Genomic DNA, 26,534 nt, shown 5'->3' with positions numbered 1-26,534 from the left:
GGGCCGCTCTGACGTTTCCAATCCGGAAAGGATCAGAACTTGAAGTTGACTTCCACAGTCGTGCCCTGCTGGTAGTCGTTCGGGCCGTAGGCGTCGTCGTCCGAACCGCCGGTGGCGTAGGACACGAGCAGCGAGGCGCCGCCGCCGAGATCGTAGGTGCCAGCCAGGTAGTAGCTGTCATCCCAGCTGTCTTGGGCATAGTAGCCGGCATAGACCATCAGGCCGTTGCCGATATCATACGAACCGTCGAGGGCGGTCTTGTTGGTGCCCTGATCGTTCTGGTAGTCGAGGGTCACAGCCACCGGGCCCGATTTGTAGGCCAGATTGACGCCGTAGTTCGGGTCGGTATTCATCCCACCGCTTTCTGCGACGTAGTACACGGTCGCAGTGACGGGGCCAACCGGGTAGGCCAGCTTGATGCCGGTCGACTGACGGCCATCGGTGTTGTCCTTGGCATAAGCCACGGTGACGGTCGCGCCCGAGAAGGTGGTCGAGCCCGAAATCCCGAAGATCTCGTCGGGGTGGTAGTCGCCGCTCGAGCCGTACCAGGAGTTCGCGTCGGCCTGATAAGCGACCGAGAACGAGAACTGACCCACGGTGCCGTCGGCGCCGATCGACAGCTGGTGCAGTTGACGATCGTTGGTGTCGTAGAGGTACGAAATCGACGCATTCACGCCGCCGTACTTCACGTCGCCACGGATGACCGCTTCGGCAGCCGAGTCGGTCCAGTCGGTGGTGAAGCTGTCGGCTTCCATGTCGCCGGCCGATTTCCAGTGCATCTGGGCAGCGGTCGAGGTGTCGCCGAAGTACAGCGAGGCCATGTCAGACTTCAGGTAGACAGTGAAGTTCTGCAGGTAGGCCGAAGTCGAGGTCACCGAGAAGGTGCTGCCGGTAGCGCCGAGGTCGAAGGTGGCGCCGGCGGTGATGCCGTTGTCCAGCTGCTTCGACAGATCGACGTGGATGTTGGCCGACCAGTAGAACCCGTAATGGTTGTCCGAAGTGGACGCCGGGTTGCCCGAATAGTCGGTCGGACGGTTGGTGTCGTTGTAGCCCAGCGTGGCATCGCCCGACCAAGCAATATCGGCGGACGCGGCGCCGGCCATCGCGACCAAGGCCGTCGAGGCAAGAAGGATGCGTTTCATGGATTATTCCCTCGTGTTTGCATTCCCAAGAATGCCAGTTGAACCAGCATTGACGGTGTAATTGCGCCCAACGCCCCGGACACTCAAGCAATTTGGCCAAACGGCTGCCCCGCGCCGCGAAAATGATGCATCATGGCCACACACGGGGCAGAGGCCTTGTGGGGGGTGACAGTGGGTAGTGCCGGCGCTATGTCCCCGCCACGTCTGAAAGGCACAATGTTTTCAGGAGGCTGCAAGTGTCGTTGGCAGAGATTCGGGGCCGTTTGACTGCGGCGGAAAAAGCGGCCGGACGGCCCGTCGGCACGGTTTCGCTCATCGCCGTTTCAAAAGTGCAGCCGCTGGAGCGGATCGAATCCGTGCTGGCCGAGGGGCAGCGGCTGTTTGGCGAGAACAAGGTGCAGGAGGCGCAGGGCAAGTGGCCGGCGTTGGCCGCGCGCTTTGCCGACGTGGTTGTGCACCTTATCGGACCGCTTCAGACCAACAAGGCGCGCGCCGCGGTCGAGCTGTTTTCGGCCATCCATTCGGTGGACCGGCCGAAGCTGGCCGGTGTGCTGGCGCGGTTGGCGCAGGAGCGCGGTCAGTCGCCCGACATCTTCATCCAGGTCAATACCGGGGCCGAGCCGCAGAAGGCCGGCGTGTTGCCCGGCGCGACGGATGCGTTCATTGCCGAGTGCCGGGCGCTGGACCTTCCGGTGGTCGGCCTGATGTGCATTCCGCCTGCTGATGTGCCTCCCGGCCCCCATTTCGCGATGCTCGCCGACATGGCGGCGCGCAATGGTCTGGCGGGCTTGTCGATGGGGATGAGCGGGGATTTCGAAGAGGCCGTGGCGCATGGCGCGACCCATGTCCGCGTGGGAAGCGCGATCTTTGGTGAACGGGTGCCCGTCTAAGGGATGATCAGCCGGGTGCGGTGCCGAATTCTTGGCGCAATCCAGCGCAACGCACTTCTCGACAAGGCGATACAGCCAGCCGTGGGGGCGCCGGGCTGCCGCCACTGGTGGATAAAGATGGCCGACCCATGGCCGCGCCGGGCGCGTGGCCAGTTCCAGTCAGTAATTAGAATCAGGTCGTAAAGCGGGTCCGGCCGCCGTAGCGACTCGGCGCTGTGGGGGTAGGGGACACGGACCATCAGGTTGTAGTCTTCGTCACCCGGATCGTCGGACCACAGGTCGCCGGGCCTGATCGGCACCGCCCAGTCGGCGGGCCGCGCTATCCGGTCGGGGCGGTAGAGCATCCCCACGATCCGGTGTGTGCCGCGCGGCGTGGCGCCGTCGCCCTCGCGCTTGTCCGCCGTCAGGCCGCCGTGCCCGATCGTGCAGGCAAACCGGCGGCCCATGAAGCGCAGGTGCGTCGGCGTCAGGACAAGGTCTTGTGGCGTCATTCCGGCCGTGCCGCGACCCCGCCGCGGGGCGCGCGGGAAATCCCGAAAGCCTTGCGCGCGGTGACAAGGCGCAGGTCGTCGGGGTCCATCCCCATGCTCAGCATCGTGCGGCGGTCGAACCGGGCGCGCGCCGTCACGGCATCGTGCGGGGTGCCGAACAGCCGGTCGATCCAGCCCATGCCGAAGCTGACATGAAACGTCGCCCGGTGGTCCCGGAAATGGTGGGCCATGTGGCTTTGCGTCACGCGCTGGCCGAACCAGCCCTTGGGCACCCGCAGGTGCGCCAGGGTGTGGCAGTATTCGTAAAAGGCAAAGGCCGAGGCCGAGCCGCCAAAGATCGCGATTGCCGCGAAGGACGCTGCGCCGGCCAGCCCCAGCACGGGCCAGAGGACCAGCATGTGCAGCGCGGCCGAGATCAGCCCGAAGCGGACCGGATACCAATGATCGTCGCCGGTGAAGAACTCCGGGTCGCCGGGAAACTCGTGATGGCCGATATGGCTGCGGTAAAGCTGGTTGAACACGCCCTGATCCGCCGGCGGTGCCCGGTGCATCAAAAAGCGGTGCATGGCGTATTCCACGAAGAACTGCATCGCCACGCCCCAGACCAGCGCGAAAACGACCAGCGGCGTGGCAAGCCACACCGCAAGTGCCATCGCCAGCACCCAGAATGGCGCCAGACGGTGCAGGCTGCCCATGTTGGCCAGGATGCGCAGGGTAGGGATCATCGCCGCCTCTTAGAACGACAGCGATTTTGCGCGTGTCCCCTGCGCAACGCAAGTCCGCCCCGGCGTCACCCCGCCGTCTGGACTGTGGACCCGGCCGGGGGACCTGCATAGCCTTGCCGAAGTCGGGTGGCGGTGATGCGGGCAACATGGTTCGGGACATTCTGATCAGCGGCGGTTTCGTTCTGGGCACGGTGCTGCTGACATGGGTCATCTATTTCGGAATGCGCCTTTTCGTGCGCGACAGGGTGGCCCCCGACACCAAGGATCTTGCCGGTTCCGTGATCTTTCGCGTGGCGGCGCTGCACGGGCTGATCCTCGGCCTCGTCTTCGCGCAGGAACTGCTCGACTATAACGAGATCCGCGCCGACCTTGTCCGCGAGGCAACCGCGGTCGCCGATATCTATAACGACATGAACCGCTATGGCGGTGACGAGGTTGCCGCGGTGCAGCTGGCCCTGTCCGATTATGTCCGGCAGGTCGTGACAGTGGAATGGGACAGGCTGGGCCAGCAGGGCAGGCTGTCGGCCGAAGGATGGGTCTTTCGCGAAACGTTCTACCAGTCGATCCTGAACCTGTCTCCCAACAGCCCGCGCCAGACCGACCTGCGGTCACACATGGTGCAGAATTCGCAGCTTATCGCCACCCTGCGTCAGCAGCGCGAGAACACCGCCATCTACCACATGGGCGCCCTGTTCTGGATCGCGGCGCTGGGCGGTCTCGTCTTTGTCGCGCTGCCCTATTTCACCTTCACGCCGACACCGCTGCATGTCGCGCTGCTCAGCATCTACGGGGCGTTCAGCGGGCTGATCATGCTGATGATCTATGCTTTCTCGAACCCGTTCAGTCCGCCCGGCGCGCTGGCTCCCACGGCATTCGAACGACTGATGGAGACCGAGATCGGCGTCGGGCCGCGCCGCAGCCCGGACCTTTGACCGGCCTCAGAGAAGGTGGCCCGACTTTGCCGCCTTGGTGGCAAGGTAGGCGGTGTTGTGACGGTTGCGCCCGACCTTGAGCGGCACCCGTTCCGTCACCGCGATGCCCGATTCGGTCATCCGCGCCACCTTGGCCGGGTTGTTGGTCAGCAGGCGCACGGCGGAAAAGCCCATCTTGCGCAGGATCTCGGCCCCGATGCGAAAGTCGCGTTCGTCATCCTCGAAGCCCAGCCGGTGGTTGGCCTCGACGGTGTCAAAGCCCTGGTCCTGCAGCGAATAGGCCCGCATCTTGTTGGCAAGCCCGATGCCCCGCCCCTCCTGATTGAGGTAAAGCAGAACGCCCGCCCCCTCGGCCCCCATCTGCGCCAGCGCGCCGCGCAGTTGCGGGCCGCAATCGCATTTCAGGCTGCCCAGTAGGTCGCCGGTGAAGCAGGCCGAATGCAGCCGTGCCAGAACCGGTGCATCGCGCGGCGGCTGGCCGATTTCTACCGCGTAATGTTCTTCTGCCCCGTCTTCGGGGCGGAAGATGTGCAGGCGGCCGGCCTCGGACACTTCCAGCGGCACGCGCGCGCTGATGACCGGCGACAGTGGCGACAACGCATCGTTGAGCGCGGCGCGGGCGGGCACGGCCGTCAGATCATGCTTGGCGGCAAAGCTGGCCGGTTCATCCAGCGGTGCCACGACAACGGCCGGCAGCAGCCGCGCGGCCTTGGCCAGGGCGATGGCCGCGCGGTGCAGCGTCGCGTCGCCGTCGCGCAGGGTTTTCAGCGGGCCTTTCATCGGCGTCGTCAGATCACCCGCCGGATCGGCCAGCGCGCGCACCCAGTCGAGCGAGGCATCGGCGGGCAAGGCTACGCGAGCCACGTCGCCGTCATAGGCCCGCGCCTTGAGCGTTTGCGCCCGCCATCCGGTGATCGCCACACAGACGGGCCCACCCAGCCGGCGCAGCTCGGCCAGCCGGGCGGCGTCTGTCGTCTCGGCGGCAAGCACCAGCGCGCCGCTGTCTGAACCCAGCATCACCACGGGTACACCCATGCGCAGGTCCGCCCGGGCGCGGGCCAGCCGTTCTGTAATATCGAGTGCAAAAGTCATGACATTCCGCGGATCAGGCCGCCCAGAGATAGCGGCACGCGCCGCCGATTGAAACATTCCTCGCCATCCCGACACGTCGGCGTGAAGCGGTTGCAGCAATTCTTGCCCATCCAGTGATGCAGGCGCATGTGTGTCGAAGTGGAAATGGAGGCTGTCATGGGGCAACTCAAGAAGATCCTTCTGGTGGACGACGATGACGACCTGCGCGAGGCGCTGGGAGAGCAGTTGGTCCTTACTGAAGATTTCGACGTGTTCGAGGCCGCCAGCGGCACTGACGCGATGGCCAAGGTCAAGGCGGGTCTTTACGACCTTGTGATCCTGGACGTGGGCCTGCCCGACACTGACGGGCGCGAATTGTGCAAGCTCATGCGCAAGCAGGGCGTCAAATGCCCGGTGCTGATGTTGACCGGCCACGATACCGACAGCGACACGATTCTGGGCCTCGATTCGGGCGCGAACGACTATATTACCAAGCCGTTCAAGTTCCCTGTCCTGCTGGCCCGCATCCGTGCACAGCTGCGTACGCATGAACAATCCGAGGATGCCGTGTTCCAGCTGGGCCCCTATACATTCAGGCCCTCGCAGAAACTTCTGGTCACCGCCAACGAAAAGAAGGTGCGTCTGACCGAGAAGGAAACCAACATCCTGAAATTCCTCTACCGCGCGACCGATGGCGTGGTCCCGCGCGACGTGCTGCTGCACGAGGTCTGGGGCTACAACGCTGGCGTCACGACGCACACGCTGGAAACGCACATCTACCGCCTGCGCCAGAAGATCGAGCCCGATCCGGCCAATGCCCGCCTGCTGATCACCGAAAGCGGCGGCTACCGGCTGGTCGCCTGATCCGGCCGGTCCCGGCCCGCGTAAGAACCGAACCCCCGATGGCGGGTTAGCCATCACCTCCCTGTTGGACTTGGCCGGGCCTTCGTGCCCGGCCTTTTTTCATTTTCCCTCTTCTCCGCGACGGGGCGGCCTGCGCATCATCACAGCGGCGTGATCTTGCGCTGGCGGGGCGTTGCCCCAAGAGGTTTGACCGAAATGTTTCGCACTTCTGCTTTCCTGACCGTGACCGGCCTCGTGCTCGGCCTTGCTGGGCCACTTGCGGCCGAGGACCTGCAATGGACCCTGATCAACAACACCGATACCGCCGTGGTCGAGTTTTACACGTCGCCCACGACCACCAACGACTGGCAGTCGGACGTCTTGTCCAATGACGTGCTGGAGCCCGGCGCGACCGCGACGGTCACGATCGCCGATGGCGAAACCGTCTGTGATTACGACCTGAAGTTCGTGTTCAAGGACGGCTCGACCCTCGAGGATACCGTGAACATGTGCGAGATGGGGTCCTACACCCTGCAAAACTAGTCAGGCATCGCCGCCGGTTCCGCGCGGAACCGGCGGCTTGAGGCTTGGGGTCTGCGCGGCTAGGGTCCGCCGGACCCCTGCAGGAAAGCCCCGCCAATGCCCTTCACCCTTGCCACATGGAACATCAACTCGGTCCGCCTGCGTGCGGGCCTTGTCGCGCGGCTGCTGTCGGAAGAAGCGCCCGACATCCTGTGCCTGCAGGAATGCAAGAGCCCGGTCGACAAGATGCCGCTGCAGGACTTCGCCGCGCTGGGCTATGGCCATGTCGTGGCGCGCGGGCAGAAGGGCTATAATGGCGTCGCGATCCTGTCGAAACTGCCGATCACCGAGGTCGCGGCGCATGACTTTGCCGACCTCGGCCATGCCCGCCACGTGGCCGGGCAGCTGGAGAACGGCGTCGTGATCCACAATTTCTACGTCCCCGCGGGCGGCGACGTGCCCGACCGCGAGGTCAACGAGAAGTTCGGCCAGAAACTCGATTATCTGACCCAGATGCGCGACCATTTCCACGCCGAACGTCCCGCGCGCGCGATCCTGGTCGGCGATCTGAACATCGCCCCGCGCGAGGATGACGTCTGGTCGCACAAGCAGCTGTTGAAGATCGTCAGCCATACGCCGATCGAGGTGGAGCACCTTGGCGCCGCGCAGGAGGCGGGCAGCTGGGTGGACGTGACCCGCGCCGACATTCCCGAGGGCCAGCTTTACAGCTGGTGGTCCTACCGCGCGCCCGACTGGGACGCCGCCGACAAGGGCCGCCGGCTCGACCATGTCTGGGCGACGGGCGACATCGCGGGCGCGGCCCATTCCAGCCGCATCCTGCGCGCGGCGCGCGGCTGGGACCAGCCCAGCGACCATGCGCCGGTCTTCGCGACGTTCGATCTTTAGCCCTGTTGCATCGGCCCCGGGGCGCTGCCCCGGACCCCGGAGTATTTGGGGCAAGATGAAGGGATCAGAGACCTTCGATGGCCTTGGCGACGGCAAGGCCCAGCGTGCGGTGCGCGTCGGGTTCGAAATGCACGCCATCCACGGGGCTGACGGCGATGTGCTGGCCGGCATCGAGGAACCCCGCGCCCCAGTTTTCGGCCATCGCGGCGTAAAGCGGCGGCAGTGCCATTCCCTTCGCCCGGCCGCCGAAGATACCCTCGCGCAGCGGGCCTTGTTCCAGCACAGGCGGCGGGCAGATGACCAGCACCTTGAAGCCGCCGTGGCGGGTCTGCATCTCGTCGCTCATCGCGATGGAGAGCAGGCCCGCGATTCCGGCCGTGATGCCCTCGGGCGTGGCGCCGAACATTGTCTTGGTGTCGTTGGTGCCCAGCATAAGCGTCAGCACGTCGAGCGGACCGTGGCTTTGCAGCGCGATCTTCAGCCCGTCGCGGGCGTCCATGTGCGCGCCCATCAGCGGGTCGGGGAATTGCGCGGTGCGGCCGGGCAGCCCCTCTTCGACCAGCTCCCAGCCATCCCCCAGCGCGGCAACGGCGATTCGCGGCCAGCGGATGTCGGGGCCGTAGCGGTCATAGACGCCGCGGGTGACGATGGGCGGTGTGCCGTGGGTGTTGCTGTCGCCAAAGGTCATCAGGATGCGCGTCATGGCCATTCTTTCGGTGAAGGGACGGGTGGACAGGCATGCAGGCTAGGGCCCGTTTTTGCCGGGCGCAAGGCGCGGAAATCGGGCCCCGCCCCTTGGCGATCAGGGGCGGCGAGCGCATATAGGCGGCAACGCATTATTCAACGAGGAGAGCCGTGATGCTCGAACTGGGAAGCAAGGATAGCGCCGCGCCCGCTGACGACCTGATCATCGAAGGCAGCGATGCGGGTTTCATGACCGATGTGATCGAGGCCTCCAAGACAGTGCCGGTGATCGTCGATTTTTGGGCCACGTGGTGCGGCCCCTGCCGCACCCTTGGCCCCGCGATCGAGGCTGCGGTGACCGCGGCCAAGGGCGCGGTCAAGCTGGTCAAGATCGATGTCGACCAGAACCAGGTCTATGCCGGGCAGTTGCGCGTGCAGTCGATCCCCACCGTTTACGCCTTCTGGCAGGGTCAGCCGGTCGACGGATTTCAGGGTGCGCTGCCGGCCAGCCAAGTGAACGAGTTCGTGACCAAGATTGCTGCCATGGGCAATGGCGGCGCGGCCGACGCGGGTCTGGACGAAGCCCTTGATGCCGCCGAGGCGATGCTGGAAGAGGGCGCCGCCGCCGACGCTGCCGAAACCTTTGCCGCAATCCTGCAGGAAGAGCCGGAAAACGCCCGCGCCTATGCCGGCATGATCCGCGCCTATCTGGAGATGGAAGAAGTTGATCAGGCCGAAGCGGTGCTGAACGGGGCACCGGTGGCAATCTCGACCTCGGCCCCGATCGAGGCGGCGCGCGCCCAGATCGCGTTGGCCCGGCAGGCAGCAAAGGCGGGCCCGGTGGCCGAGTTGCGACAAAAGGTCGAGGACGACCCCGATAACCACCAGGCGCGCTACGATCTTGCCACGGCGCTTTATGCCTCCGGCAAGACCGAGGAGGCGGTGCATCAGCTTTTGGACCTGTTCCGGCGTGACCGGGAGTGGAACGGCGGCGCTGCCAAGGAGCAGGTGCTTCAGATCTTCGGTGCGCTCAAGCCGAACGACCCAATCGTGATCGCTGGCCGCAGGAAACTGTCGTCGATGATATTTGCCTGAGGGTGCCCCCACGCTAGGTCGCTTCACATGAAGAAGATCGCGGACCTTCCCGAGACGATTGCGGTGTTTCCGTTGCCCGGCGCGCTGCTTTTGCCGCGCGCGCGACTGCCGCTGCACATCTTCGAGCCGCGATACCTTGCGATGATCGAAGACGCCATGAAGACACCCGAAAGGCTGATCGGCATGGTCCAGCCCTATGAAAGCAGGGGCGAGTCATTGCATCGGATCGGCTGCGCCGGGCGGCTGACCGCGTTTTCCGAAACCGAGGACGGCCGCTACATGATCTCGCTGTCCGGTGTCAGCCGGTTCCGCGTTGTCGAAGAGGTCAAGGGCTTTACGCCGTATCGTCGGTGCAAGGTGGCGTGGCAGGGGTTTGAGCGGGACCAGGGCCCGACCGAGACCGACCCCGCACTGGATCGCCCGGCCTTGCTGGACGCCCTGCGCCGCTACTTCACCGAGCAGGGCCTGTCGACCGACTGGGACAGCCTGAAGGACGCCGAGGACGAACTGCTGATCAACTCGCTCTCCATGCTGTGCCCCTTCGATCCCGAAGAAAAGCAGGCGCTGCTGGAGGCGCCGTCGCTGCCCACTCGGCGCGAAACCCTGATTACCCTGATCGAATTCGCGCTGCGCCGTGGCGGCAATGACGAAGAGGTGCTGCAATGACAGACGCGCCGTTCGATCCCAAGATGCTTGAGGCATTGGTCTGCCCGCGGACCCAGACGACGTTGCACTATGATTCGACGCGGCAAGAGCTTGTCTCGACAGCCGCGGGGCTGGCCTTTCCGATTCGCGGCGGCATCCCGGTGATGCTGATCGACGAGGCGCGGCGGCTGGACGAAGACGCGCCCTAGCGCATCAGTGCAGGCAAGTCACCGGTCAGGCCCGCGGCCTCTCGCACGAAACCGCGGCGCAACGCCGGCACGGCGCCGATGGCGCCCATCCCGATATCACGCAGCTTTCGCAGCGCAGGATTGTCGTTTGAAAACAGGCGATTGAACGTATCCGTTGCCAGCGCCAGCGTGGCCGTGTCGAAGCGGCGCCATTGCTGGTACCGGCCCAGCACGGCGGCGTTGCCGATATCCTCGCCCCGCTGGCGGGCCTCGGTCAGCACCTGTGCCAGCGCGGCCACGTCGCGCAGGCCGGCATTCAGGCCCTGCCCGGCAATCGGGTGCATGCCATGCGCGGCATCGCCCACCAGTGCCACGCGCGGTGCGACAAAGCTGTTGGCCAGCGTCAGGCCCAGCGGATAGCTGAACCGTGCACCCGCCAGCGCGATTTCACCCAGGAAACTGCCGAAGGCAGGGCGCAACGCATCGAGAAAGCCCGCGTCGTCCAGCGCGATGATGCGGGCGGCGTCGGCGTCATGTTCGGACCAGACGATGGAACAGCGGTTACCGGTCAGGGGCAGGATGGCCAGCGGCCCGTGCGGCATGAAGAACTGATGCGCGATGCCGTGGTGCGGCAACTCGTGTTCCACCGCGCAGACGATGGCTGTCTGGCCATAGCCCCACGCGGTACGGGAAATTCCGGCGCGCCGGGCGGTGCCGCTGCCGCGCCCGTCGCAGCCCACCAGCAGCCGACCATGAACCTCTTTGCCGGAGGCAAGATGCAGCGTGATCGCGCGCGGTCCGGCATCTTGCGCAGTTACATCCTGCGCCACCACCGTCTCGCCCGACAGGTGGGTGATCCTTTCTTCGGCGGCCATCGCATCCAGGAAGGCGTGGCGCAGATACCGGTCTTCGACCATGTGGCCCATCGGGCCTTCGCCCACTTCGGCATGGTCGAAATGCAGCATCCAGGGGCTGGGCCCTTCGCCCGCGCGCCCGTCGGTGACCTTGATTTCCAGCATCGGCTGGGCGTGCTCGGCCAGCGCAGGCCAGAGGCCCAACGCGTCGAGGAGCCGGCACGAGGCCAGCGCCAGAGCGTAGGCGCGCCCGTCAAAGCCGGGATCGGCCCGGGTTTCCAGCGGCTCCGCGTCAATCACGGCGACGCGAAAACCTGCCTTGGCTGCTGCCAGCGCCAGTGCCGGACCGTTCAACCCGCCCCCCACGATCGTGATGTCATGCTCTTGCACCATGCCCGGCAATATGGCCGCTGGCGCGGGATTGTCCATGCGCCGCTTGGCCGCTACCGTCCGTGACGAAGCGTGCGAAAGGGCAGTCTGATGCAGGAATGGTTATGGGCCTCGGCGGCCGAGCTTGGCCGGGGGATCGGCGCGGGCCGGATCGACCCGGTGGCGCTGACGCAGACCTATCTCGATGCCATCGCCGCGCATCCGATGACACCGCGAATCTATGCGCGTGTCACGGCCGAGCGGGCTTTGGCCGAAGCGCGCGCCGCCGCCGCGCGGGCCGCCTCGGGCCTGCGGCGCGGGCCGCTCGACGGGGTGCCGGTGTCGTGGAAGGACAATTTCGATACTACGGGGATCGCGACCGAGGCTGGCACCGCGCTGATGGCCGGGCGTCGGCCCGATCGCGATGCGCAGGTGCTGGCCAACGCGACCGCCGCGGGCCTTGTCTGCCTTGGCAAGACCCACATGTCCGAGATCGCGTTTTCCGGCCTTGGCTACAACCCGACCACCGCGACCCCGCCCTGTATCAACGATGCCGAGGCGGTGCCCGGCGGCAGTTCCTCGGGCGCGGCGGCGTCGGTCGCGCATGGGCTGGCGGCGGCGGCGGTGGGCAGCGATACCGGCGGTTCGGTGCGCATTCCGGCCGCATGGAATGACCTTGTTGGTCTGAAGACGACGCATGGCCGCCTGTCGCTGGAGGGCGTGGTGCCGCTTTGCCTGACCTTTGATACGGTCGGCCCTTTGACCCGCACGGTGGAAGACGCAGCACTTATGTTGTCCGCGCTGGAAGGCGCGCGCGCGCCAGACCTCGACGGTACGGCGCTGGCTGGATCGCGGCTGATGGTGCTGGAAACGGTGGCGATGGACGAGCTTGAGTCGACCCCCGCGGCCGCCTTCGACAGCGCCGTCGCGCGGCTGGAGCGGGCCGGTGCCACGATTGAGCGCCGTGCGCTGCCATTGGTGACCCGCGCGATGGATCTTGCCGCGATCCTCTTTGCGACGGATGCCTATGCCTTGTGGCGGCCTCTGGTCGAATCTGCGCCGGACAAGATGTATGACCGCATTCTGGAGCGCATCCGCGCGGGCGCCACTGTGTCGGCGGCCGACTACATTGCCGGTTGGTCGGCCCTGCGTGCGCTGCGGGCTGACTGGGCTGCAGAGGTGGCGGGGTTTGACGCCGTCATCATGCCGACGGCGCCGATCATGCCACCCAAGGTAGATCGCCTCGTCACGGACGAGCCCTATTACAAGGCGGCCAACCTGTTGACGTTGCGCAATACCCGCATCGGCAACCTCATGGGTGGCTGCGCGCTGACCCTGCCAAGCGGCACACCGTCCTGCGGGATCATGCTGAACGCGCCCGCGGGGGGCGAGGCGGGTCTGTTGCGGCTTGGCGCGGCCGTTGCTGCCGTCTTGGCGTAAAAGCCACAATTGCGGGCTGCAAGCCCGTTGATTCGCGCCGTTTTTCTGGACAGCAGGGGGGCAGGGCGGATAGTCTGCCTCCAAAGCGGGGCGCCAACGATCCCGCATTTGAGGCAGCGATGGTTGATCCCGAGCGGTTTTCGGACCTTCCGGACTATGCGTTTCCGCGTCTGCGGAAACTGCTGGATGCGCACGCCCCGGGCGGGGCGCCCATTGCCATGACCATAGGTGAGCCGCAGCACGCCTTTCCCGACTGGGTGGGCGAGGTGCTGGCCGAAAACCTTGCCGGCTTCGGGAAATACCCGCCGAACGAGGGCACGCCAGAGCTGCTGGCGGCAATTTCGGGCTGGCTGGCGCGGCGCTATGGCGTCGATGTCGGGGCCGAGCGGCTGATGGTGCTGAACGGCACGCGCGAGGGCTTGTACAACGCCGCGATGGCGCTGTGCCCCGAGCGCAAGAACGGCGCGCGGCCCGTGGTTCTGACGCCCAATCCGTTTTACCAGGTCTACGCGGTCGCCGCGCTGTCGGTCGGGGCCGAGCCGGTCTACGTGCCGGCGACCGTCGAAACCGGCCATTTGCCCGATTACGCGGGACTGCCCGCCGATGTGCTGGACCGCACGGCGATCGCCTATATCTGCTCGCCTGCCAACCCGCAGGGCGCTGTGGCTGACGAGGCGTACTGGCGCACCCTGATCGGGCTGGCCGAGAAGCACGATTTCCGCATCTTCGCCGACGAATGCTATTCGGAGATTTACCGCGAGGCCGCGCCCGTTGGCGTGCTGGAGGTGGCCGCGAAGATGGGCGCGGACCCCGAGCGGATCGTGGCATTCCATTCGCTGTCGAAACGGTCGAACCTGCCGGGGCTGCGCTCGGGCTTCGTGGCGGCCGGGCCGCATGCCACCCTTCTGATGCGGCAGTTGCGCAACTACGCGGGCGCGCCGCTGCCGCTGCCGCTGCAGCGCGTGGCCGAAAAGGTTTGGGCCGACGAAGCCCATGTCGAGGAAAACCGCGGGCTTTACCGGCAGAAATACGCCGTGGCCGACCAGGTGCTGGACGGCGTGCCGGGCTATGCCCCGCCGCCTGCGGGGTTCTTTCTGTGGCTGCCGGTCGAGGATGGCGAGACGGCCACGCTCAGGCTGTGGCGCGAGACGGGGGTGCGGGTTCTGCCCGGCGCCTATCTCAGCCGCGATACCAGCGCCGGCAACCCCGGCACGGGATACATTCGGGTCGCGATGGTGGCCCCAACGCAAGAAATGCAGCGCGGGCTGACACTGCTCCGCGACTGCCTGTACGGGTAAGGGACAAGACGCATGGCATCCTATCAGACACGGCAGCGCGATCCGCTTCTCGACAGCAGCACGCAGGCAGTGGTTGAACGGCGCGCAAAGGAACTTATCGGGCTGGTGCTGATCGCGCTGGGCCTGATGGCGGCGATGATGCTGTGGTCCTACAGCCCGAACGATCCCAACTGGATGCTGGCGACCGACGCGCCGGTGCAGAACTGGATGGGCCGCCCGGGCGCTGCCATCGCTGCGCCGGTCCTGATGGTGATCGGCTGGGGTGCATGGGCCGTGGCGCTGGTCCTGCTGGCATGGGGCCTGCGGCTGGCCGCGCATGTCGGGGAAGAGCGTGCTGTCGCGCGTGTGATCTTCGCGCCGATCGCCGTGGCGATCACCTCGGTCTATGCCTCCACGATGCTGCCGCCCGCCAGTTGGACCCATAGTTTCGGCCTTGGTGGGCTGTTTGGCGACACCGTTCTCAGCGTCGTGCTTACCGTACTTCCTTTGCCCACGGCCCTCGGGCTGAAACTGGCAGCGCTGGTTGCGGGCCTGTCGATGCTGGGCATGTTCGCCGTCGTGCTGGGTTTTACCTGGCCGGAGGTCAAACAGGGCCTGCGGCTGCTGATGATCGGGTTGGTCCTCGCCTATGACATGGCGATGCGGCTGGTCGGGCGCGGTGCGGCGCTGTCGGCGCGCGCGGCCTCGACCGCGCATGGCAACCTGCAGAACCGCCGCGCCCAGATGCGCGCTGCGGCCGCAGCTGCCGGAGAGGACGACATCGACGTTTACGCAGCCCGTGCGATGCCGCCCGAACCCGCGCTGCACCGTCCCGCTGCCGCCGTGGTCCGGCCGGTGGGGCCGGCACCTGCACCGGCCGCGGCCGAGCAGACCCGCGCCGCGCAGCGCCTGATGCCGGGCCGCGCACGCGAGGTGGCGGCCGATCATGCCGGGCTGCCGCCCGAACCGCCGATGTTCAACCGCCGCGAGGTTTCATCCTCTGCCGCCGTGCCCGCCCCCTCGCCGCTGACAGCACCCCAGCGCCGCGTCGCTGCGGCCCCCTCGGGCGGATTGCGCGGGCTGGTGCCTTCGCTGTTGCGACGTGCCGTCAGCCCGCAGATGCCCACACCCGAACTGGTTGAAACCGTGCCCGTCGACGCGGCCCTGCCGGCGCCAAGCGGCGATCGTGTGCGTGACAAGATCAGCGCGGCGATCCGGGCCCGCAGCGCGGTGCAGCCCACGCCACAGCCCCCAATCAGCAGGACGCCGGATGGGTTGCGCATTGAACCTTCGCTGACCCAGGGCAAGGGCCCGCGCCCCTTGGTTCTGTCGACATTCACGCCGCCGCCTCCGCTGGACGAGACGCTTGCAACGGAGGATGAGGCCGATCCCTACGTGATTGAGCGCGACGTCGATCCGACGCCCGAGATGCCCGCCTATCCCCCTGTCACCGCGCCCGCGGAATCGTCCCGCCGCGTGGTGCAGCATGCCCCGCAACGCACGCCCCAGCCGTCGCGGCAGGCGCAGGCCGAGGCGCAACCGCGGCTGCAATTCGAGGAAACCCATGCCGATTATGAAACGCCGCCGCTGAGCCTTTTGACCAACCCGGTGACGATCACCCGACATCACCTGTCGGACGAGGCACTGGAGGCAAATGCGCGGATGCTTGAGTCCGTCCTCGACGATTACGGCGTCAAGGGCGAGATCGTGTCGGTCCGGCCCGGCCCGGTGGTCACGATGTACGAACTGGAACCGGCGCCCGGCCTGAAGGCCAGCCGTGTGATCGGCCTTGCCGACGATATCGCGCGCAGCATGTCCGCCCTTTCGGCCCGCGTCTCGACAGTGCCGGGGCGCAGCGTGATCGGCATCGAACTGCCCAATGCGAACCGCGAAAAGGTGGTTCTGCGCGAGATCCTTTCGGCCCGCGATTTCGGCGACAGCCAGATGCGCCTGCCGCTGGCGCTTGGCAAGGATATCGGCGGGCAGCCGATCATCACCAACCTCGCCAAGATGCCCCACCTGCTGATCGCCGGGACCACCGGTTCGGGCAAGTCGGTGGCGATCAACACGATGATCCTCAGCCTGCTTTACAAGCTGACGCCCGAGGAATGCAGGCTAATCATGATCGACCCCAAAATGCTGGAACTGTCGGTCTATGACGGCATCCCGCACCTGCTGTCGCCCGTGGTCACCGACCCCAAGAAGGCGGTCGTCGCGCTGAAATGGACCGTGGGCGAGATGGAAGAGCGTTATCGCAAGATGTCCAAGATGGGCGTGCGCAATATCGAGGGCTACAACGGCCGCGTGCGCGACGCGCTGTCGAAAGGCGAGATGTTCAGCCGGACGGTGCAGACCGGCTTTGACGACGACACGGGCGAGCCGATCTTCGAGACCGAGGAATTCGCGCCCGAGACGCTGCCCTACATCGTCGTCATCGTCGACGAGATGGCCGACCTGATGATGGTGGCGGGCAAGGAGATCGAGGCGTGCATCCAACGGCTTGCGCAGATGGCGCGGGCCAGTGGCATCCACCTGATCATGGCGACGCAGCGGCCGTCGGTCGACGTCATCACCGGCACCATCAAGGCCAACTTCCCGACCCGCATCTCTTTCCAGGTCACCTCCAAGATCGACTCGCGGACCATCCTGGGCGAGCAGGGGGCCGAGCAGCTATTGGGTATGGGCGACATGCTCTACATGGCGGGCGGCGCCAAGATCACCCGTATCCACGGGCCTTTCGTGTCGGATGAAGAGGTTGAGGAGATCGTCAACTTCCTCAAGGGCTTTGGTCCGCCGGACTATTTCTCGGGCGTGGTCGAAGGGCCGGATGAAGATACCGAAAGCAGCATCGACGCGGTGCTGGGCCTTGGCGGCAACCAGGATGCCGAGGACGCGCTTTACGACACCGCGGTCGCCATCGTCATCAAGGACCGCAAATGCTCGACCTCCTACATCCAGCGCAAGCTGGCGATCGGTTACAACAAGGCCGCGCGGCTGGTCGAGCAGATGGAAGAACAGGGCGTCGTGAGCTCTGCCAACCATGTCGGCAAACGCGAAATTCTCGTGCCGGAACAGCACTAAGGCCGTCTGTTATCGCGTAACACGCACAGATGTGATCCTGTCGCAGGGCTTACGCATTGCATCGGCATACCCGAGACACGAGATGGGACTCATGGACAGACGCAGATTTCTTGGACTGACAATCAGTGGCGCCGCGGTGCTTGGGCTGGCGGGCCCCGCTGCCGCGGATGAGATACCGCTTGATGATCTCAGCCGATACCTCACCTCGCTTCAGACGGTCGAGGCCAAGTTCACCCAAGTGAATGCAGACGGCAGCATCTCGACCGGAACGCTGAAGCTGAAACGGCCGGGCCGTATCCGTTTCGAATACGATCCGCCTGACGGTGCGCTGGTGGTGGCCGGGGGTGGCCAGCTGGCCATCTTCGATCCCGCTTCGAACGAGGGCCCGACGATTTATCCGCTGTCGCGCACGCCGCTAAGCCTGATCCTTGCGCCCAAGGTGGACCTGTCCACCGCGCGCATGGTGGTGGATCACGGGGCCGACGCGACCAGCACCACGGTGACCGCGCAAGACCCCGATCATCCCGAATACGGCACGATCCAGCTGGTCTTCACCGCCAACCCGACCGAGCTGCGGCAATGGGTGGTGACCGACGATACCGGATCGCAGACAACGGTCATTCTCGGCGACATGGTGATCAACCAGCCCATCGGCGATATCGCTTTCAACATCATCGCTGAAAGCGCCAAACGCGGATTTTGAAGGCTCAGCGCGCCGCCCGGCAGGTGGCCAGTTGCGCGGCATAGACATTGGCGCGCTGCCGGGTCTGATTGGCGATGCGCAGCAGCCATGCCTTGGAATTGTGGGTGCCACGCAGATAGCCGGTGCGCCCATCGTGATAGGCCAGATACTGATTGCGAACGTCGTCGATCCTGACGCCGGTCTCGGTCGTGGTCTGGGCCATGTACCAGCCCATGAAATCGGCGGCATCCCAGATGTTGTCGCGGCGGGCACGCCAGCGGCCCCGGTCCTGCTGGTAATCGGCCCATGTCCCGTCCAGAGCCTGGGAATAACCGTAGGCCGAGGATTGCCGACCGACCGGGATGACGCCCAATACGAACTGGTGCGGCGTGCGGTTGTTGGCGATGAACTTGCTCTCTTGATAGATCATCGCCATCAGCACCGCAGGGCTGACGCCCCATGTGCGTTCGGCGGCCCGGAAGGCGCGCATGTATTGCGGGCGCTCGGTGACGATACTGCATGCGTCGTCCAGGTTGCGCGGAGCCGTGTTGTCCCGGCTGCCGCAGCTTCCCAGCGCAAGCAATACGATCAGGGCGCGAAAGAGTCTGCTCATCTGCCTCTCGCTTTTTTGTCTTTTTCTGAAGGATAGCGGATTGGCGCACGTCTGAAAACGTCAAAGGCCCGCGATACGATCACTTTCGTCGCGTTCTGACGGCGGGGGAAGGTCTGCGCGACTGCATCGTAGGGAAGGAGGCCACAGACTGTTTCCGCCGATTCGCGGGCCCGCCGATGGACAAGTCCGTCCCGCAAGCCTTAGAAGGGGCGCTGGGGGGCAGATCTTTATGCTCAAGACGCGCGCAAAATATCATCTCGGGCAAGTGGTGCGGCACCGCAAGCACCCCTTTCGCGGCGTGGTATTCGACGTCGACCCTACCTTTTCCAACACCGAGGAATGGTATCAGGCCATCCCCGAGGAAAGCCGCCCGGTGAAGAACCAGCCGTTCTATCATCTTTTGGCCGAGAACGAGCAGAGCTATTACGTCGCCTACGTGTCGGAGCAGAATTTGATTGCCGACTATTCCGGCGTCCCGGTCGAACATCCCGACCTTGACGACCTCTTCGGCCCGTTCGAAGACGGCACCTATCCGCTGCAGTTCGCGCTGAACTAGTAGCCCAGCGCGCAGCCGTCCTTGCGCGGATCGCTCGCCCCTTCCAGCACGCCGTTGTCGTGGATACGGATCGCCTGCGCGCCGCCCATCGGATCGTCGAACCCGAAGACGGAATGGCCCTTGGCCGCCAGCTGGGCGATCACCGCGTCGCCATAGGTGCCCTCGATCCGCAGCTTGCCGTCATAGGCAAAGCTGCGCGGCGCATCTATGGCGGCCTGCGGGGCCATCCCGAAATCGGTGATGTTGGTGACGAAGCGGGCATGCCCGGCTGGCTGGTAGGGGCCGCCCATCACGCCGAAGGGCATGATCAGCTTGCCGTTCTGCTTCAACATGCCGGGAATGATCGTGTGCATCGGCCGCTTGGCCGGTCCCGCCTCGTTGGGGTGGCCGGGGGTCAGCGACATGCCCTTGGCACGGTTGTGCAGCAGGATGCCGAAACGGTCGCTGGCGATGCCAGAGCCGAAATCGTCGAAGATCGAATAGATCAGCGACACCGCCATGCGGTCACGGTCGACGACGGTGATGTAGATGGTTTCCTTGTGCACGGCGTCGACCTCGGGCCGCCCGACGGGAAGCGCCCGGTCAAGGTCGATCAGCGCGGCCAGTTGCGCGGCCGTTTCGGACGCCAGCATATGGTCAAGCCGCGTGGTATGATCGGCGTCGGCAAGGAAGCGATCACGCGCGTCATAGGCGAGCTTGGTCGCCTCGGCCTCGAGATGGGCGCGCTCGGCGCCGAACGGGTCCATCTGCCTCAGGTCGAAATGCTTGAGGATGTTCAGCAGCAGGATCGCCGTGGCGCCGTGGCCGTTGGGCGGGTGTTCGTAAAGGTCCAGGCCACCATAGCTGCCCTTGATCGGCGTGACCCAGTCGGCGCGGGTGGCGGCGAAATCCTCGGCCGTGTGGGTGCCGCCAAGCGCGGCAAGGCTGGCAACCATGTCGGCGGCAACCTCGCCTTCGTAGAAGGCTTCCCGGCCATGCCCGGCGATGCGGCGCAGCACCTCGGCCTGGCCGGGCGCGCGGAAGCTTTGGCCGACGCGCGGCGCGGCACCATCAAGCAGGAACAGCTCGCGCGCGCGGCCCTGCAGGTTGCCTTCGTAGACGGCCCAGTCGCGCGCCACGCGCGGCGCGACGGGCACCCCGGCCTCGGCATAGTGGATGGCGGGGGCCAGCACCTCTTTCAGCGATAGGCGCCCCCAGTCCTGCGACAGCCGGCAGAACCCGTCGACCGCGCCGGGGATCGAGACCGATTCCGGCCCGCCCGCGCGCATCCGCGTCAGCCCCTGCGCGCGCAGCGCCTCCGCGTCCAGCCCGCGCGGCGTGCGGCCCGAGGCGTTCAGCGCCAGCACCGCGTCCGATCCGGGGGGCGTCATCAGCACGAACATGTCGCCGCCGATGCCGGTCATCTGCGGTTCGCACAGGCCCAGCAGGACTGCGCCCGCGATGGCCGCGTCCGCGGCATTGCCGCCCTGTTCGAGGATGCCGACGGCCACTTTTGCGGCCAGCGGGTGCGACGTTGCGCACATGCCGTTATTGGCAAAGACGGCCGACCGGCCGGGTTTGGTGAAATCGCGCATGCTGTGGTCCCCCGCTTAGCCGCGAACTTAGGCAAGTCCGGGGCGGATGCAACGGGTCGCAGTGCAGCGGACGGGGATGGTCAGTTATGAAGTTCCGCGGCAAGAATGGAACGTGGCAGGCAGCGGCATGGGGATGAAATGGTTGAAGTTGTGATTGCGGGTGCGGCCCGCACGGCGATGGGCGGGTTCCAGGGTGTGCTGGCCGGTGTCGATGCGCCTGTGCTGGGCGGTGCGGCGCTGCGTGCGGCGTTAGGCGGGGCCGGCATCTCGACGGTGGACGAGGTGCTGATGGGGTGCGTCCTGCCGGCGGGACAGGGACAGGCCCCGGCCCGGCAGGCGGCCTTTCTTGCCGGCCTGGGTGAAGAGGTGCCCGCGACCACGCTCAACAAGATGTGCGGATCGGGCATGAAGGCCGCGATGCTGGGTTTCGACCAGATCGGTGCGGGCAGCGCCCGGGTGGTGGCCGTGGGCGGGATGGAGAGCATGACCAACGCGCCCTATCTACTGCCGAAGATGCGCGGGGGCGCGCGCATCGGCCATGCGCAGGTAATTGATTCGATGTTCCTCGACGGGCTGGAGGATGCCTATGACAAGGGCCGCCTGATGGGCACCTTCGCTGAGGATTGCGCGGTCGCATTCCAGTTCAGCCGCGCCGCGCAGGATGAGTACGCGCTGGCCTCGCTGCACAACGCGCTGGCCGCGCAGGCGCGCGGCGATTTCGCGGCCGAGATCGTGGGCGTGGCGGTGCCGGGCCGTGGCGGCGTAGTCGAGGTGGCCGAGGACGAACAACCCGGCCGCGCGCGGCCCGAGAAGATCCCCACGCTGAAACCCGCCTTTCGCGAGGGCGGCACGGTGACGGCGGCCAATTCCTCGTCGATCTCGGACGGGGCCGCGGCGCTGGTCCTGGCGGCGGGCGATGCGGGTCTGCCCGTGCGGGCGCGGGTGCTGGGCCACGCCAGCCACGCGCAGGCCCCGGCCGATTTCCCCACCGCCCCGGTGCCTGCCGCGCGCAAGCTGCTGGCACGGATCGGCTGGGAGGTGGGCGACGTGGACCTGTGGGAAGTCAACGAAGCCTTTGCCGTGGTGCCGATGGCCTTCATGGCCGAGATGGGCGTGCCGCGCGAGAAGATGAACGTCAACGGCGGGGCCTGCGCGCTGGGCCATCCGATCGGCGCCTCGGGCGCGCGGATCATCGTGACGCTGCTGCACGCGCTCGAGGCGCGCGGGCTGCGGCGCGGGGTTGCGGCAATCTGCATCGGCGGGGGCGAGGGCACCGCCATTGCCATCGAAAGGGTCTGACATGCGGGTGGATTACACGGAACTGGCGAAGGTCATCGCCGCGCTGACCGAGGGCGAGAGCGATGCCGTCGCGCTGATGGCCACGCTCGCCTGCGAGGTGCATCATGCCGATGAGCGTTTCGACTGGACGGGGTTCTACCGCGTCGTCGCGCCGGGCCTGATGAAGATCGGTCCTTACCAGGGTGGGCATGGTTGCCTTGTGATCCCGTTCTCGCGCGGGGTCTGTGGCGCGGCGGCGCGCACGGGCGAGGTGCAGATCGTGCCGGATGTCGAGGCGTTCGACGACCATATCGCCTGTTCGTCCTCCACCCGGTCCGAGATCGTGCTGCCGGTCCGCGACGGGCAGGGGCGGCTGATCGGGGTGTTCGACATCGACAGCGACCAGCCGGACGCCTTCGACGCGGCCGATGCCGCCGGGCTGGGCGATATCCTGGCGGCGGTCTTTGGCAAGACGGCCGGGACGCCTCCGGCGGGGGAGTATTTGGGGCAAGATGAAGGGGCCGTGAAAGTTTGACTTGAAATTTCACGAGCGGCCGCGGCAGAGTGAAATCCGGACGTCATTTTTTCACAAGGCTGCGCCGTCGTGCTGCACGACCCCCCTTCGGAGAACCGCACGCTGGGCGCCGACCTGCGCGCGCTGCGGCGTGCGCGGGGGCTGACGCTGGCCGATCTGGCGGCACGGCTGGGCCGTTCGGTGGGCTGGCTGAGCCAGGTCGAGCGCGACATTTCCGCGCCCGGCATTGCCGACCTGCGGGCCATTGCCGGGGCGCTGGACGTGTCCATCTCCAGCCTGTTTCGCGCGACCGCCCGGCCCGACGAGGCCGGGTACATCGTGCGCGCCGGCGCGCGCCGTCCGATCGGTTCGCGCGAGGCGGGGCTGGTGGAAGAGTTGCTGTCACCCGACCTGACCGATGCCTTCGAGGTGGTCCATTCCACCTTCGAGCCGGGCGCGCGGCTGCCCGCCCCGGTGGCGCGGCCCACGCAGGAGGTGGGCTACGTGCTGGAGGGGCGGCTGACCCTCTGGATCGACGGCGCGCGGTTCGCGCTGAACCCCGGCGACAGTTTCCGTATCCGGGGCGAAACCTTTGCCTGGGAAAACCCCCATGACACGCCCGCGCGCGTGATCTGGGTGATCGCGCCGCCGGTGTATTGATGGTGCGGGCGGTGCGGACCGGATTTCTGAACGACAGGGCCGCGACGCGGCCGCGAAACGACGAGGGAGAAGCGGGATGAGCGTGGCAGGAACGGGCGGTTTTCCGACCCAGGCGCGGGTGGTGATCATCGGCGGGGGCGCGGTGGGTGTCTCGGCGCTCTATCACCTTGCCAAGGCGGGCTGGACCGATTGCGTCCTGCTGGAAAAGAACGAGCTGACCGCCGGCTCCACCTGGCATGCCGCGGGCAATTGCCCGTCTTTCAGCACCTCCTGGGCGGTGATGAACATGCAGCGCTATTCGCTGCAGCTTTACCGCGGGCTGGCGGCCGAGGTGGATTACCCGATGAACTACCACGTCACCGGCTCGATCCGGCTGGCGCATTCGAAGCAGCGGATGCAGGAATTTGCCCGCGCGGTGGGGATGGGGCGCTACCAGGGGATGGACTTGGCGACCATCAGCCCCGACGAGGTGCGCGCGAAATACCCCTTCATCGAACTGCACGACATCGAGGGCGCGCTATTTGACCCCGACGATGGCGATATCGACCCCGCGCAGCTGACGCAGGCGCTGGCGAAAGGCGCGCGGCAGATGGGCGCGAAGATCCTGCGCTTCACCCCCGCCACGGGCGTGACGCAGACGCCCGACGGCTGGATCGTGCATACCGAAAAGGGCGACATTGCGTGCGAAAAGGTGGTGAACGCCGCCGGATATTACGGACAGCGGGTGGGCGAATGGTTCAAGCCCTATGGCGGGCGCACGGTGCCGATGGCGGTGATGAGCCACCAGTATTTCCTGACCGAGCCGATCGCGGAGCTGGAACAGTGGACCGCCGAACATGGCAAGCTGCCGCTGCTGCGCGACGTCGACAGCTCCTACTACCTGCGGCAGGAAAAGTTCGGCCTGAACCTTGGCCCCTACGAGCGGAACTGTCGCGCGCATTGGGTGGACCCGTCGGATCCGATGCCGGATGACTTCAGCTTCCAGCTCTATCCTGACGATCTGGAGCGGCTGGAATGGTATATCGAGGACGCGATGGCGCGGGTGCCGATCCTGGGCAAGGCGGGCGTCGGCAAGGTGATCAACGGGCCGATCCCCTATGCGCCCGACGGCTTGCCGCTGCTGGGGCCGATGCCGGGGGTCAGGAATGCCTACGAGGCCTGCGTCTTCACCTTCGGGATCACGCAGGCGGGCGGGGCGGGCAAGGTGCTGGCCGAATGGGTGACCGAGGGGCAGACGGAGTGGGACATGTGGTCCTGCGATCCGCGCCGGTTCACCGACTATACCGATCCGCAATATTGCCTCGACAAGGCCATTGAGACCTATGGCCATGAATACGCGATGCATTTCCCCTGGCATCGCTGGCCCGCGGGCGCGGGGCGCAAGCTGTCGCCGGTGCATGACGCGGTGGCGGCCAAGGGCGGGCAGTTCGGGGCCTATAACGGCTGGGAGCGGGCCAACTGGTTTGCCAAACCGGGCGACGACGTCAGCGAGGCCGCGACCGAGACATGGGACCGTGCCGGTCCGTGGGAGCAGCGCCTCCGCGAGGAATGCGAGGCGGTGCGCGACGCGGTGGGCGTGCTGGACCTGCCGGGTTTCTCGCGCTTCGACCTAGCCGGGCCGGGCGCGGCCGACTGGCTGCTTACCCGGATCGCGGGGAACCTGCCGAAGATCGGCAAGCTGTCGCTGGCCTATTTCCCCGACAGCCGTGGCCGGATCCTGACCGAGATGTCGATTCTGCGCCATGCCGACGACCGTTTCACGCTGATCACCGCCGCCAGCGCGCAATGGCACGACTGGGAGGTGCTGTGGCGCGACCTGCCGCCGGGGCTGACGCTAACCGACCGCACGCGCGAGAAATCGACGTTGATCGTCACCGGGCCGCAGGCGCGCACGCTGTTCCAGCAGATCGGCACCGATGCCGATCTCAGCCTGCCCTGGCTGAGCCACCAGGAGGCGCAGGTGGCGGGCAGGCCTAGTGAGCTGGTCCGCGTCAGCTTCGCAGGCGAGCTGGGCTGGGAGATTCACGCGGCCAATGCCGACATGCCCGCGCTTTACGCGGCGGTAACCGAAGCGGGGGCGAAGCCCTTTGGCATGTGGGCCCTCAACAGCCTGCGGCTGGAGAAGGGATACCGCGCGTGGAAGGGTGACCTGTCGACCGATTATTCACTGCTGGAAGGCGGGCTGGAGCGGTTCGTGAAGCTCGACAAGCCCGATTTCGTGGGCAAGGCGGCGCTGATGGCCGAAAAGCAGCGCGGCGTGAAGAAGAAGTTCGTCACGCTGGTGCTGGATGTGCCGGGAGCAGCGGACGCGCCTTACATGTCGACGATCTGGTTCGAAGGCGCGGTGGTGGGCGAGACCACCAGCGGCGGCTGGGGCTACCGGGTGAACCGGTCAATCGCGCTGGGGATGCTGCGGCCCGACCTGTGCGTCGCGGGCACGCCGGTGGAGATCGAGATCTATGGCCAGCGCCACGCCGCGACCGTGCAGGAGGATGCCCCGCTATGGGATCCGCAGAACGCGCGGATTCGCGCGTAGGGGGTTGCCGCCCCCGCCCCTTGCGGGGCTCCCCCGCGAGTATTTCCGGCAAGATGAAGGAGAGGGCCTTGGCCGAGATCGTGCTTCTGGACGGCGGGTTGGGACAGGAACTGGTGCATCGCGCCGGAGACCTGCCGACGCCGCTATGGTCGACGCAGGTGATGGTCGATCATCCCGGGATGGTGGGGCAATTGCACGCGGACTATTTCGCGGCAGGGGCCACGGTGGCCACGACCAATACCTACTGCGTCCATCACGACCGGCTGGAGGGCACACCGCTAGCGGCGCGGTTTCACGACCTGCATATGGCGGCGCTGGCCGAGGCGCGGGGCGCGGTGGTGCCGGGCCGGCGGATTGCCGGGTCGATCGGGCCGCTGGAGGCGTCCTACCGGCCCGACAGGCATCCGCCGCATGACGTGGCGGTGGCGCGCTATGCCGAAGTGGCGCGCGAGATCGGCCCGCAGGTCGACCTGATCATCTGCGAGACGGTCGCCTCGCTGGCGCATGTGCGGGCGGTGCTGGAGGGCGCCAAGGCGGCGGGCAGGCCGGTGTGGCTGTCGGTGACGGTGGATGACGAGGACGGGGCGCGGCTGCGCTCGGGCGAGGCCACGGCGGATGTCTGCGCCATCGCGGTTGCGGGCGGGGCGGAGGCGCTGCTGGCCAACTGCTCGGCCCCCGAAGCGATGCCGGCGGCGCTGGCGGCGCTGAAGGGGGCCGGCCTGCCGATTGGCGCCTATGCCAACGGGTTCACCCAGATCACCAAGGATTTCCTGCGCGACAAACCCACCGTCGACAGCCTGCACCCGCGCGAGGACATGACGCCCGAACGCTATGCCGTCCATGTCATGGGCTGGGTCGCGCAGGGCGCCACCATCGTCGGCGGCTGTTGCGAAACCGGGCCCGCCCATATCGCCGAACTTACCCGGGCGCTGCGCGCCGCGGGTCATACCATCGTCTGAGGGATCA

At 66.5% G+C, this 26,534-nt stretch carries 26 protein-coding genes; 18 read left to right on the top strand and 8 right to left on the bottom strand.

Going from position 1 to position 26,534, the window contains the following annotated elements:
- Nucleotides 1-32: 32 nt before the first annotated feature.
- Entirely contained in the window at nt 33-1,142 is a 1,110-nt protein-coding gene (locus tag GC146_RS07340) for a porin (protein WP_291836541.1), read from the bottom strand.
- A 236-nt stretch (nt 1,143-1,378) separates the two neighbouring features.
- Between GC146_RS07340 and GC146_RS07335 the strand changes: the two genes are divergently transcribed.
- Nucleotides 1,379-2,032, top strand: coding sequence for a YggS family pyridoxal phosphate-dependent enzyme (locus GC146_RS07335; protein ID WP_291836538.1), 654 nt, complete (start codon nt 1,379-1,381; stop codon nt 2,030-2,032).
- Here GC146_RS07335 and GC146_RS07330 read toward each other — a convergent pair.
- Together GC146_RS07330 and GC146_RS07325 are read right to left on the bottom strand one after the other, a co-directional pair.
- The gene (locus GC146_RS07330) at nt 2,029-2,523 is read right to left on the bottom strand and encodes a L,D-transpeptidase family protein (protein ID WP_291836535.1); all 495 of its coding nucleotides are present in this window, start codon (nt 2,521-2,523) and stop codon (nt 2,029-2,031) included. The genes GC146_RS07335 and GC146_RS07330 overlap by 4 nt on opposite strands.
- A complete protein-coding gene (locus GC146_RS07325; protein WP_291836532.1) occupies nt 2,520-3,248 on the bottom strand; it encodes a sterol desaturase family protein in 729 nt (242 codons plus the stop codon). Before GC146_RS07325 ends, GC146_RS07330 begins: the two co-directional genes overlap by 4 nt.
- A gap of 146 nt (nt 3,249-3,394) precedes the next feature.
- On the opposite strand from GC146_RS07325, the gene GC146_RS07320 reads away from it, so the two are divergent.
- Nucleotides 3,395-4,180 (top strand): hypothetical protein, encoded by a 786-nt coding sequence (locus GC146_RS07320; protein ID WP_291836529.1) that lies wholly within the window; start codon nt 3,395-3,397, stop codon nt 4,178-4,180.
- A gap of 6 nt (nt 4,181-4,186) precedes the next feature.
- Here the strand turns inward: GC146_RS07320 and ribA are convergent, their stop codons facing one another.
- The gene (ribA, locus tag GC146_RS07315) at nt 4,187-5,272 is read right to left on the bottom strand and encodes a GTP cyclohydrolase II (RefSeq protein ID WP_291836526.1); all 1,086 of its coding nucleotides are present in this window, start codon (nt 5,270-5,272) and stop codon (nt 4,187-4,189) included.
- Nucleotides 5,273-5,428: 156 nt separating this feature from the next.
- On the opposite strand from ribA, the gene GC146_RS07310 reads away from it, so the two are divergent.
- From GC146_RS07310 to GC146_RS07300, 3 genes are all read left to right on the top strand, one after another.
- The gene (locus GC146_RS07310) at nt 5,429-6,115 is read left to right on the top strand and encodes a response regulator transcription factor (protein ID WP_291838463.1); all 687 of its coding nucleotides are present in this window, start codon (nt 5,429-5,431) and stop codon (nt 6,113-6,115) included.
- A 195-nt stretch (nt 6,116-6,310) separates the two neighbouring features.
- A complete protein-coding gene (locus tag GC146_RS07305) occupies nt 6,311-6,637 on the top strand; it encodes a hypothetical protein (RefSeq protein WP_291836523.1) in 327 nt (108 codons plus the stop codon).
- Between the two features lie 96 nt (nt 6,638-6,733).
- Nucleotides 6,734-7,522, top strand: coding sequence for an exodeoxyribonuclease III (locus GC146_RS07300; protein WP_291836520.1), 789 nt, complete (start codon nt 6,734-6,736; stop codon nt 7,520-7,522).
- Between the two features lie 64 nt (nt 7,523-7,586).
- Here GC146_RS07300 and GC146_RS07295 read toward each other — a convergent pair whose 3' ends face one another.
- Nucleotides 7,587-8,225, bottom strand: a complete 639-nt coding sequence (locus GC146_RS07295; protein ID WP_291836517.1) for a GDSL-type esterase/lipase family protein — start codon at nt 8,223-8,225, stop codon at nt 7,587-7,589.
- Between the two features lie 155 nt (nt 8,226-8,380).
- On the opposite strand from GC146_RS07295, the gene GC146_RS07290 reads away from it, so the two are divergent.
- Genes GC146_RS07290 through GC146_RS07280 form a run of 3 tightly spaced genes read left to right on the top strand, consistent with a single transcriptional unit; the run spans nt 8,381 to nt 10,155 of the window.
- Nucleotides 8,381-9,301, top strand: a complete 921-nt coding sequence (locus tag GC146_RS07290) for a co-chaperone YbbN (protein WP_291836514.1) — start codon at nt 8,381-8,383, stop codon at nt 9,299-9,301.
- Between the two features lie 27 nt (nt 9,302-9,328).
- The gene (locus GC146_RS07285) at nt 9,329-9,967 is read left to right on the top strand and encodes an LON peptidase substrate-binding domain-containing protein (protein ID WP_291836511.1); all 639 of its coding nucleotides are present in this window, start codon (nt 9,329-9,331) and stop codon (nt 9,965-9,967) included.
- Entirely contained in the window at nt 9,964-10,155 is a 192-nt protein-coding gene (locus GC146_RS07280) for a Trm112 family protein (RefSeq protein ID WP_291836507.1), read from the top strand. The genes GC146_RS07285 and GC146_RS07280 overlap by 4 nt, the downstream gene beginning before the upstream one ends.
- Here the strand turns inward: GC146_RS07280 and GC146_RS07275 are convergent.
- The gene (locus tag GC146_RS07275; protein WP_291836504.1) at nt 10,152-11,417 is read right to left on the bottom strand and encodes a UbiH/UbiF/VisC/COQ6 family ubiquinone biosynthesis hydroxylase; all 1,266 of its coding nucleotides are present in this window, start codon (nt 11,415-11,417) and stop codon (nt 10,152-10,154) included. The genes GC146_RS07280 and GC146_RS07275 overlap by 4 nt on opposite strands.
- A gap of 51 nt (nt 11,418-11,468) precedes the next feature.
- Between GC146_RS07275 and GC146_RS07270 the strand changes: the two genes are divergently transcribed.
- The 4 genes from GC146_RS07270 to GC146_RS07255 all read left to right on the top strand — a co-directional run bounded on the left by GC146_RS07270 (nt 11,469) and on the right by GC146_RS07255 (nt 17,858).
- The gene (locus GC146_RS07270; RefSeq protein WP_291836501.1) at nt 11,469-12,797 is read left to right on the top strand and encodes an amidase family protein; all 1,329 of its coding nucleotides are present in this window, start codon (nt 11,469-11,471) and stop codon (nt 12,795-12,797) included.
- A gap of 119 nt (nt 12,798-12,916) precedes the next feature.
- Nucleotides 12,917-14,095, top strand: coding sequence for an aminotransferase class I/II-fold pyridoxal phosphate-dependent enzyme (locus GC146_RS07265; protein WP_291836498.1), 1,179 nt, complete (start codon nt 12,917-12,919; stop codon nt 14,093-14,095).
- Nucleotides 14,096-14,107: 12 nt separating this feature from the next.
- Nucleotides 14,108-17,155, top strand: coding sequence for a DNA translocase FtsK (locus GC146_RS07260; protein ID WP_291836496.1), 3,048 nt, complete (start codon nt 14,108-14,110; stop codon nt 17,153-17,155).
- 91 nt (nt 17,156-17,246) lie between these two features.
- Nucleotides 17,247-17,858 (top strand): outer membrane lipoprotein carrier protein LolA, encoded by a 612-nt coding sequence (locus GC146_RS07255; protein WP_291836494.1) that lies wholly within the window; start codon nt 17,247-17,249, stop codon nt 17,856-17,858.
- A gap of 4 nt (nt 17,859-17,862) precedes the next feature.
- On the opposite strand, the gene GC146_RS07250 is transcribed toward GC146_RS07255, so the two are convergent.
- Nucleotides 17,863-18,450, bottom strand: a complete 588-nt coding sequence (locus GC146_RS07250) for a transglycosylase SLT domain-containing protein (protein ID WP_291836491.1) — start codon at nt 18,448-18,450, stop codon at nt 17,863-17,865.
- 229 nt (nt 18,451-18,679) lie between these two features.
- Between GC146_RS07250 and hspQ the strand changes: the two genes are divergently transcribed.
- The gene (gene hspQ / locus GC146_RS07245) at nt 18,680-19,006 is read left to right on the top strand and encodes a heat shock protein HspQ (RefSeq protein ID WP_291836488.1); all 327 of its coding nucleotides are present in this window, start codon (nt 18,680-18,682) and stop codon (nt 19,004-19,006) included.
- Here the strand turns inward: hspQ and GC146_RS07240 are convergent.
- Complete coding sequence (locus GC146_RS07240) at nt 19,003-20,580, bottom strand: gamma-glutamyltransferase family protein (RefSeq protein ID WP_291836485.1); 1,578 nt, start codon at nt 20,578-20,580, stop codon at nt 19,003-19,005. The two genes, hspQ and GC146_RS07240, sit on opposite strands and share 4 nt — an antisense overlap.
- A 138-nt stretch (nt 20,581-20,718) precedes the next feature.
- Between GC146_RS07240 and GC146_RS07235 the strand changes: the two genes are divergently transcribed.
- The 5 genes from GC146_RS07235 to GC146_RS07215 all read left to right on the top strand — a co-directional run bounded on the left by GC146_RS07235 (nt 20,719) and on the right by GC146_RS07215 (nt 26,527).
- Nucleotides 20,719-21,879, top strand: coding sequence for an acetyl-CoA C-acyltransferase (locus GC146_RS07235; protein WP_291836482.1), 1,161 nt, complete (start codon nt 20,719-20,721; stop codon nt 21,877-21,879).
- 1 nt (nt 21,880) lies between these two features.
- On the top strand, nt 21,881-22,393 hold the full coding sequence (locus GC146_RS07230; protein ID WP_291836479.1) for a GAF domain-containing protein: 513 nt from the start codon (nt 21,881-21,883) through the stop codon (nt 22,391-22,393).
- A 69-nt stretch (nt 22,394-22,462) separates the two neighbouring features.
- Complete coding sequence (locus GC146_RS07225) at nt 22,463-23,032, top strand: cupin domain-containing protein (RefSeq protein WP_291836476.1); 570 nt, start codon at nt 22,463-22,465, stop codon at nt 23,030-23,032.
- 76 nt (nt 23,033-23,108) lie between these two features.
- Nucleotides 23,109-25,568, top strand: a complete 2,460-nt coding sequence (locus GC146_RS07220; protein WP_291836473.1) for an FAD-dependent oxidoreductase — start codon at nt 23,109-23,111, stop codon at nt 25,566-25,568.
- Nucleotides 25,569-25,636: 68 nt separating this feature from the next.
- Nucleotides 25,637-26,527 carry a homocysteine S-methyltransferase family protein gene (locus tag GC146_RS07215; RefSeq protein ID WP_291838460.1) on the top strand — a complete coding sequence of 297 codons (891 nt, stop codon included), beginning with the start codon at nt 25,637-25,639 and terminating at the stop codon, nt 26,525-26,527.
- The last annotated feature ends 7 nt before the right edge of the window (nt 26,528-26,534 follow it).

It is taken from the genome of Limimaricola sp. (genome assembly GCF_016125575.1).
In the GTDB taxonomy this organism is placed as follows: Bacteria; Pseudomonadota; Alphaproteobacteria; order Rhodobacterales; family Rhodobacteraceae; genus WGLM01.
Note: the sequence above shows the minus strand (reverse complement) of the source record. Positions and strands in the feature narration are given on the sequence as shown.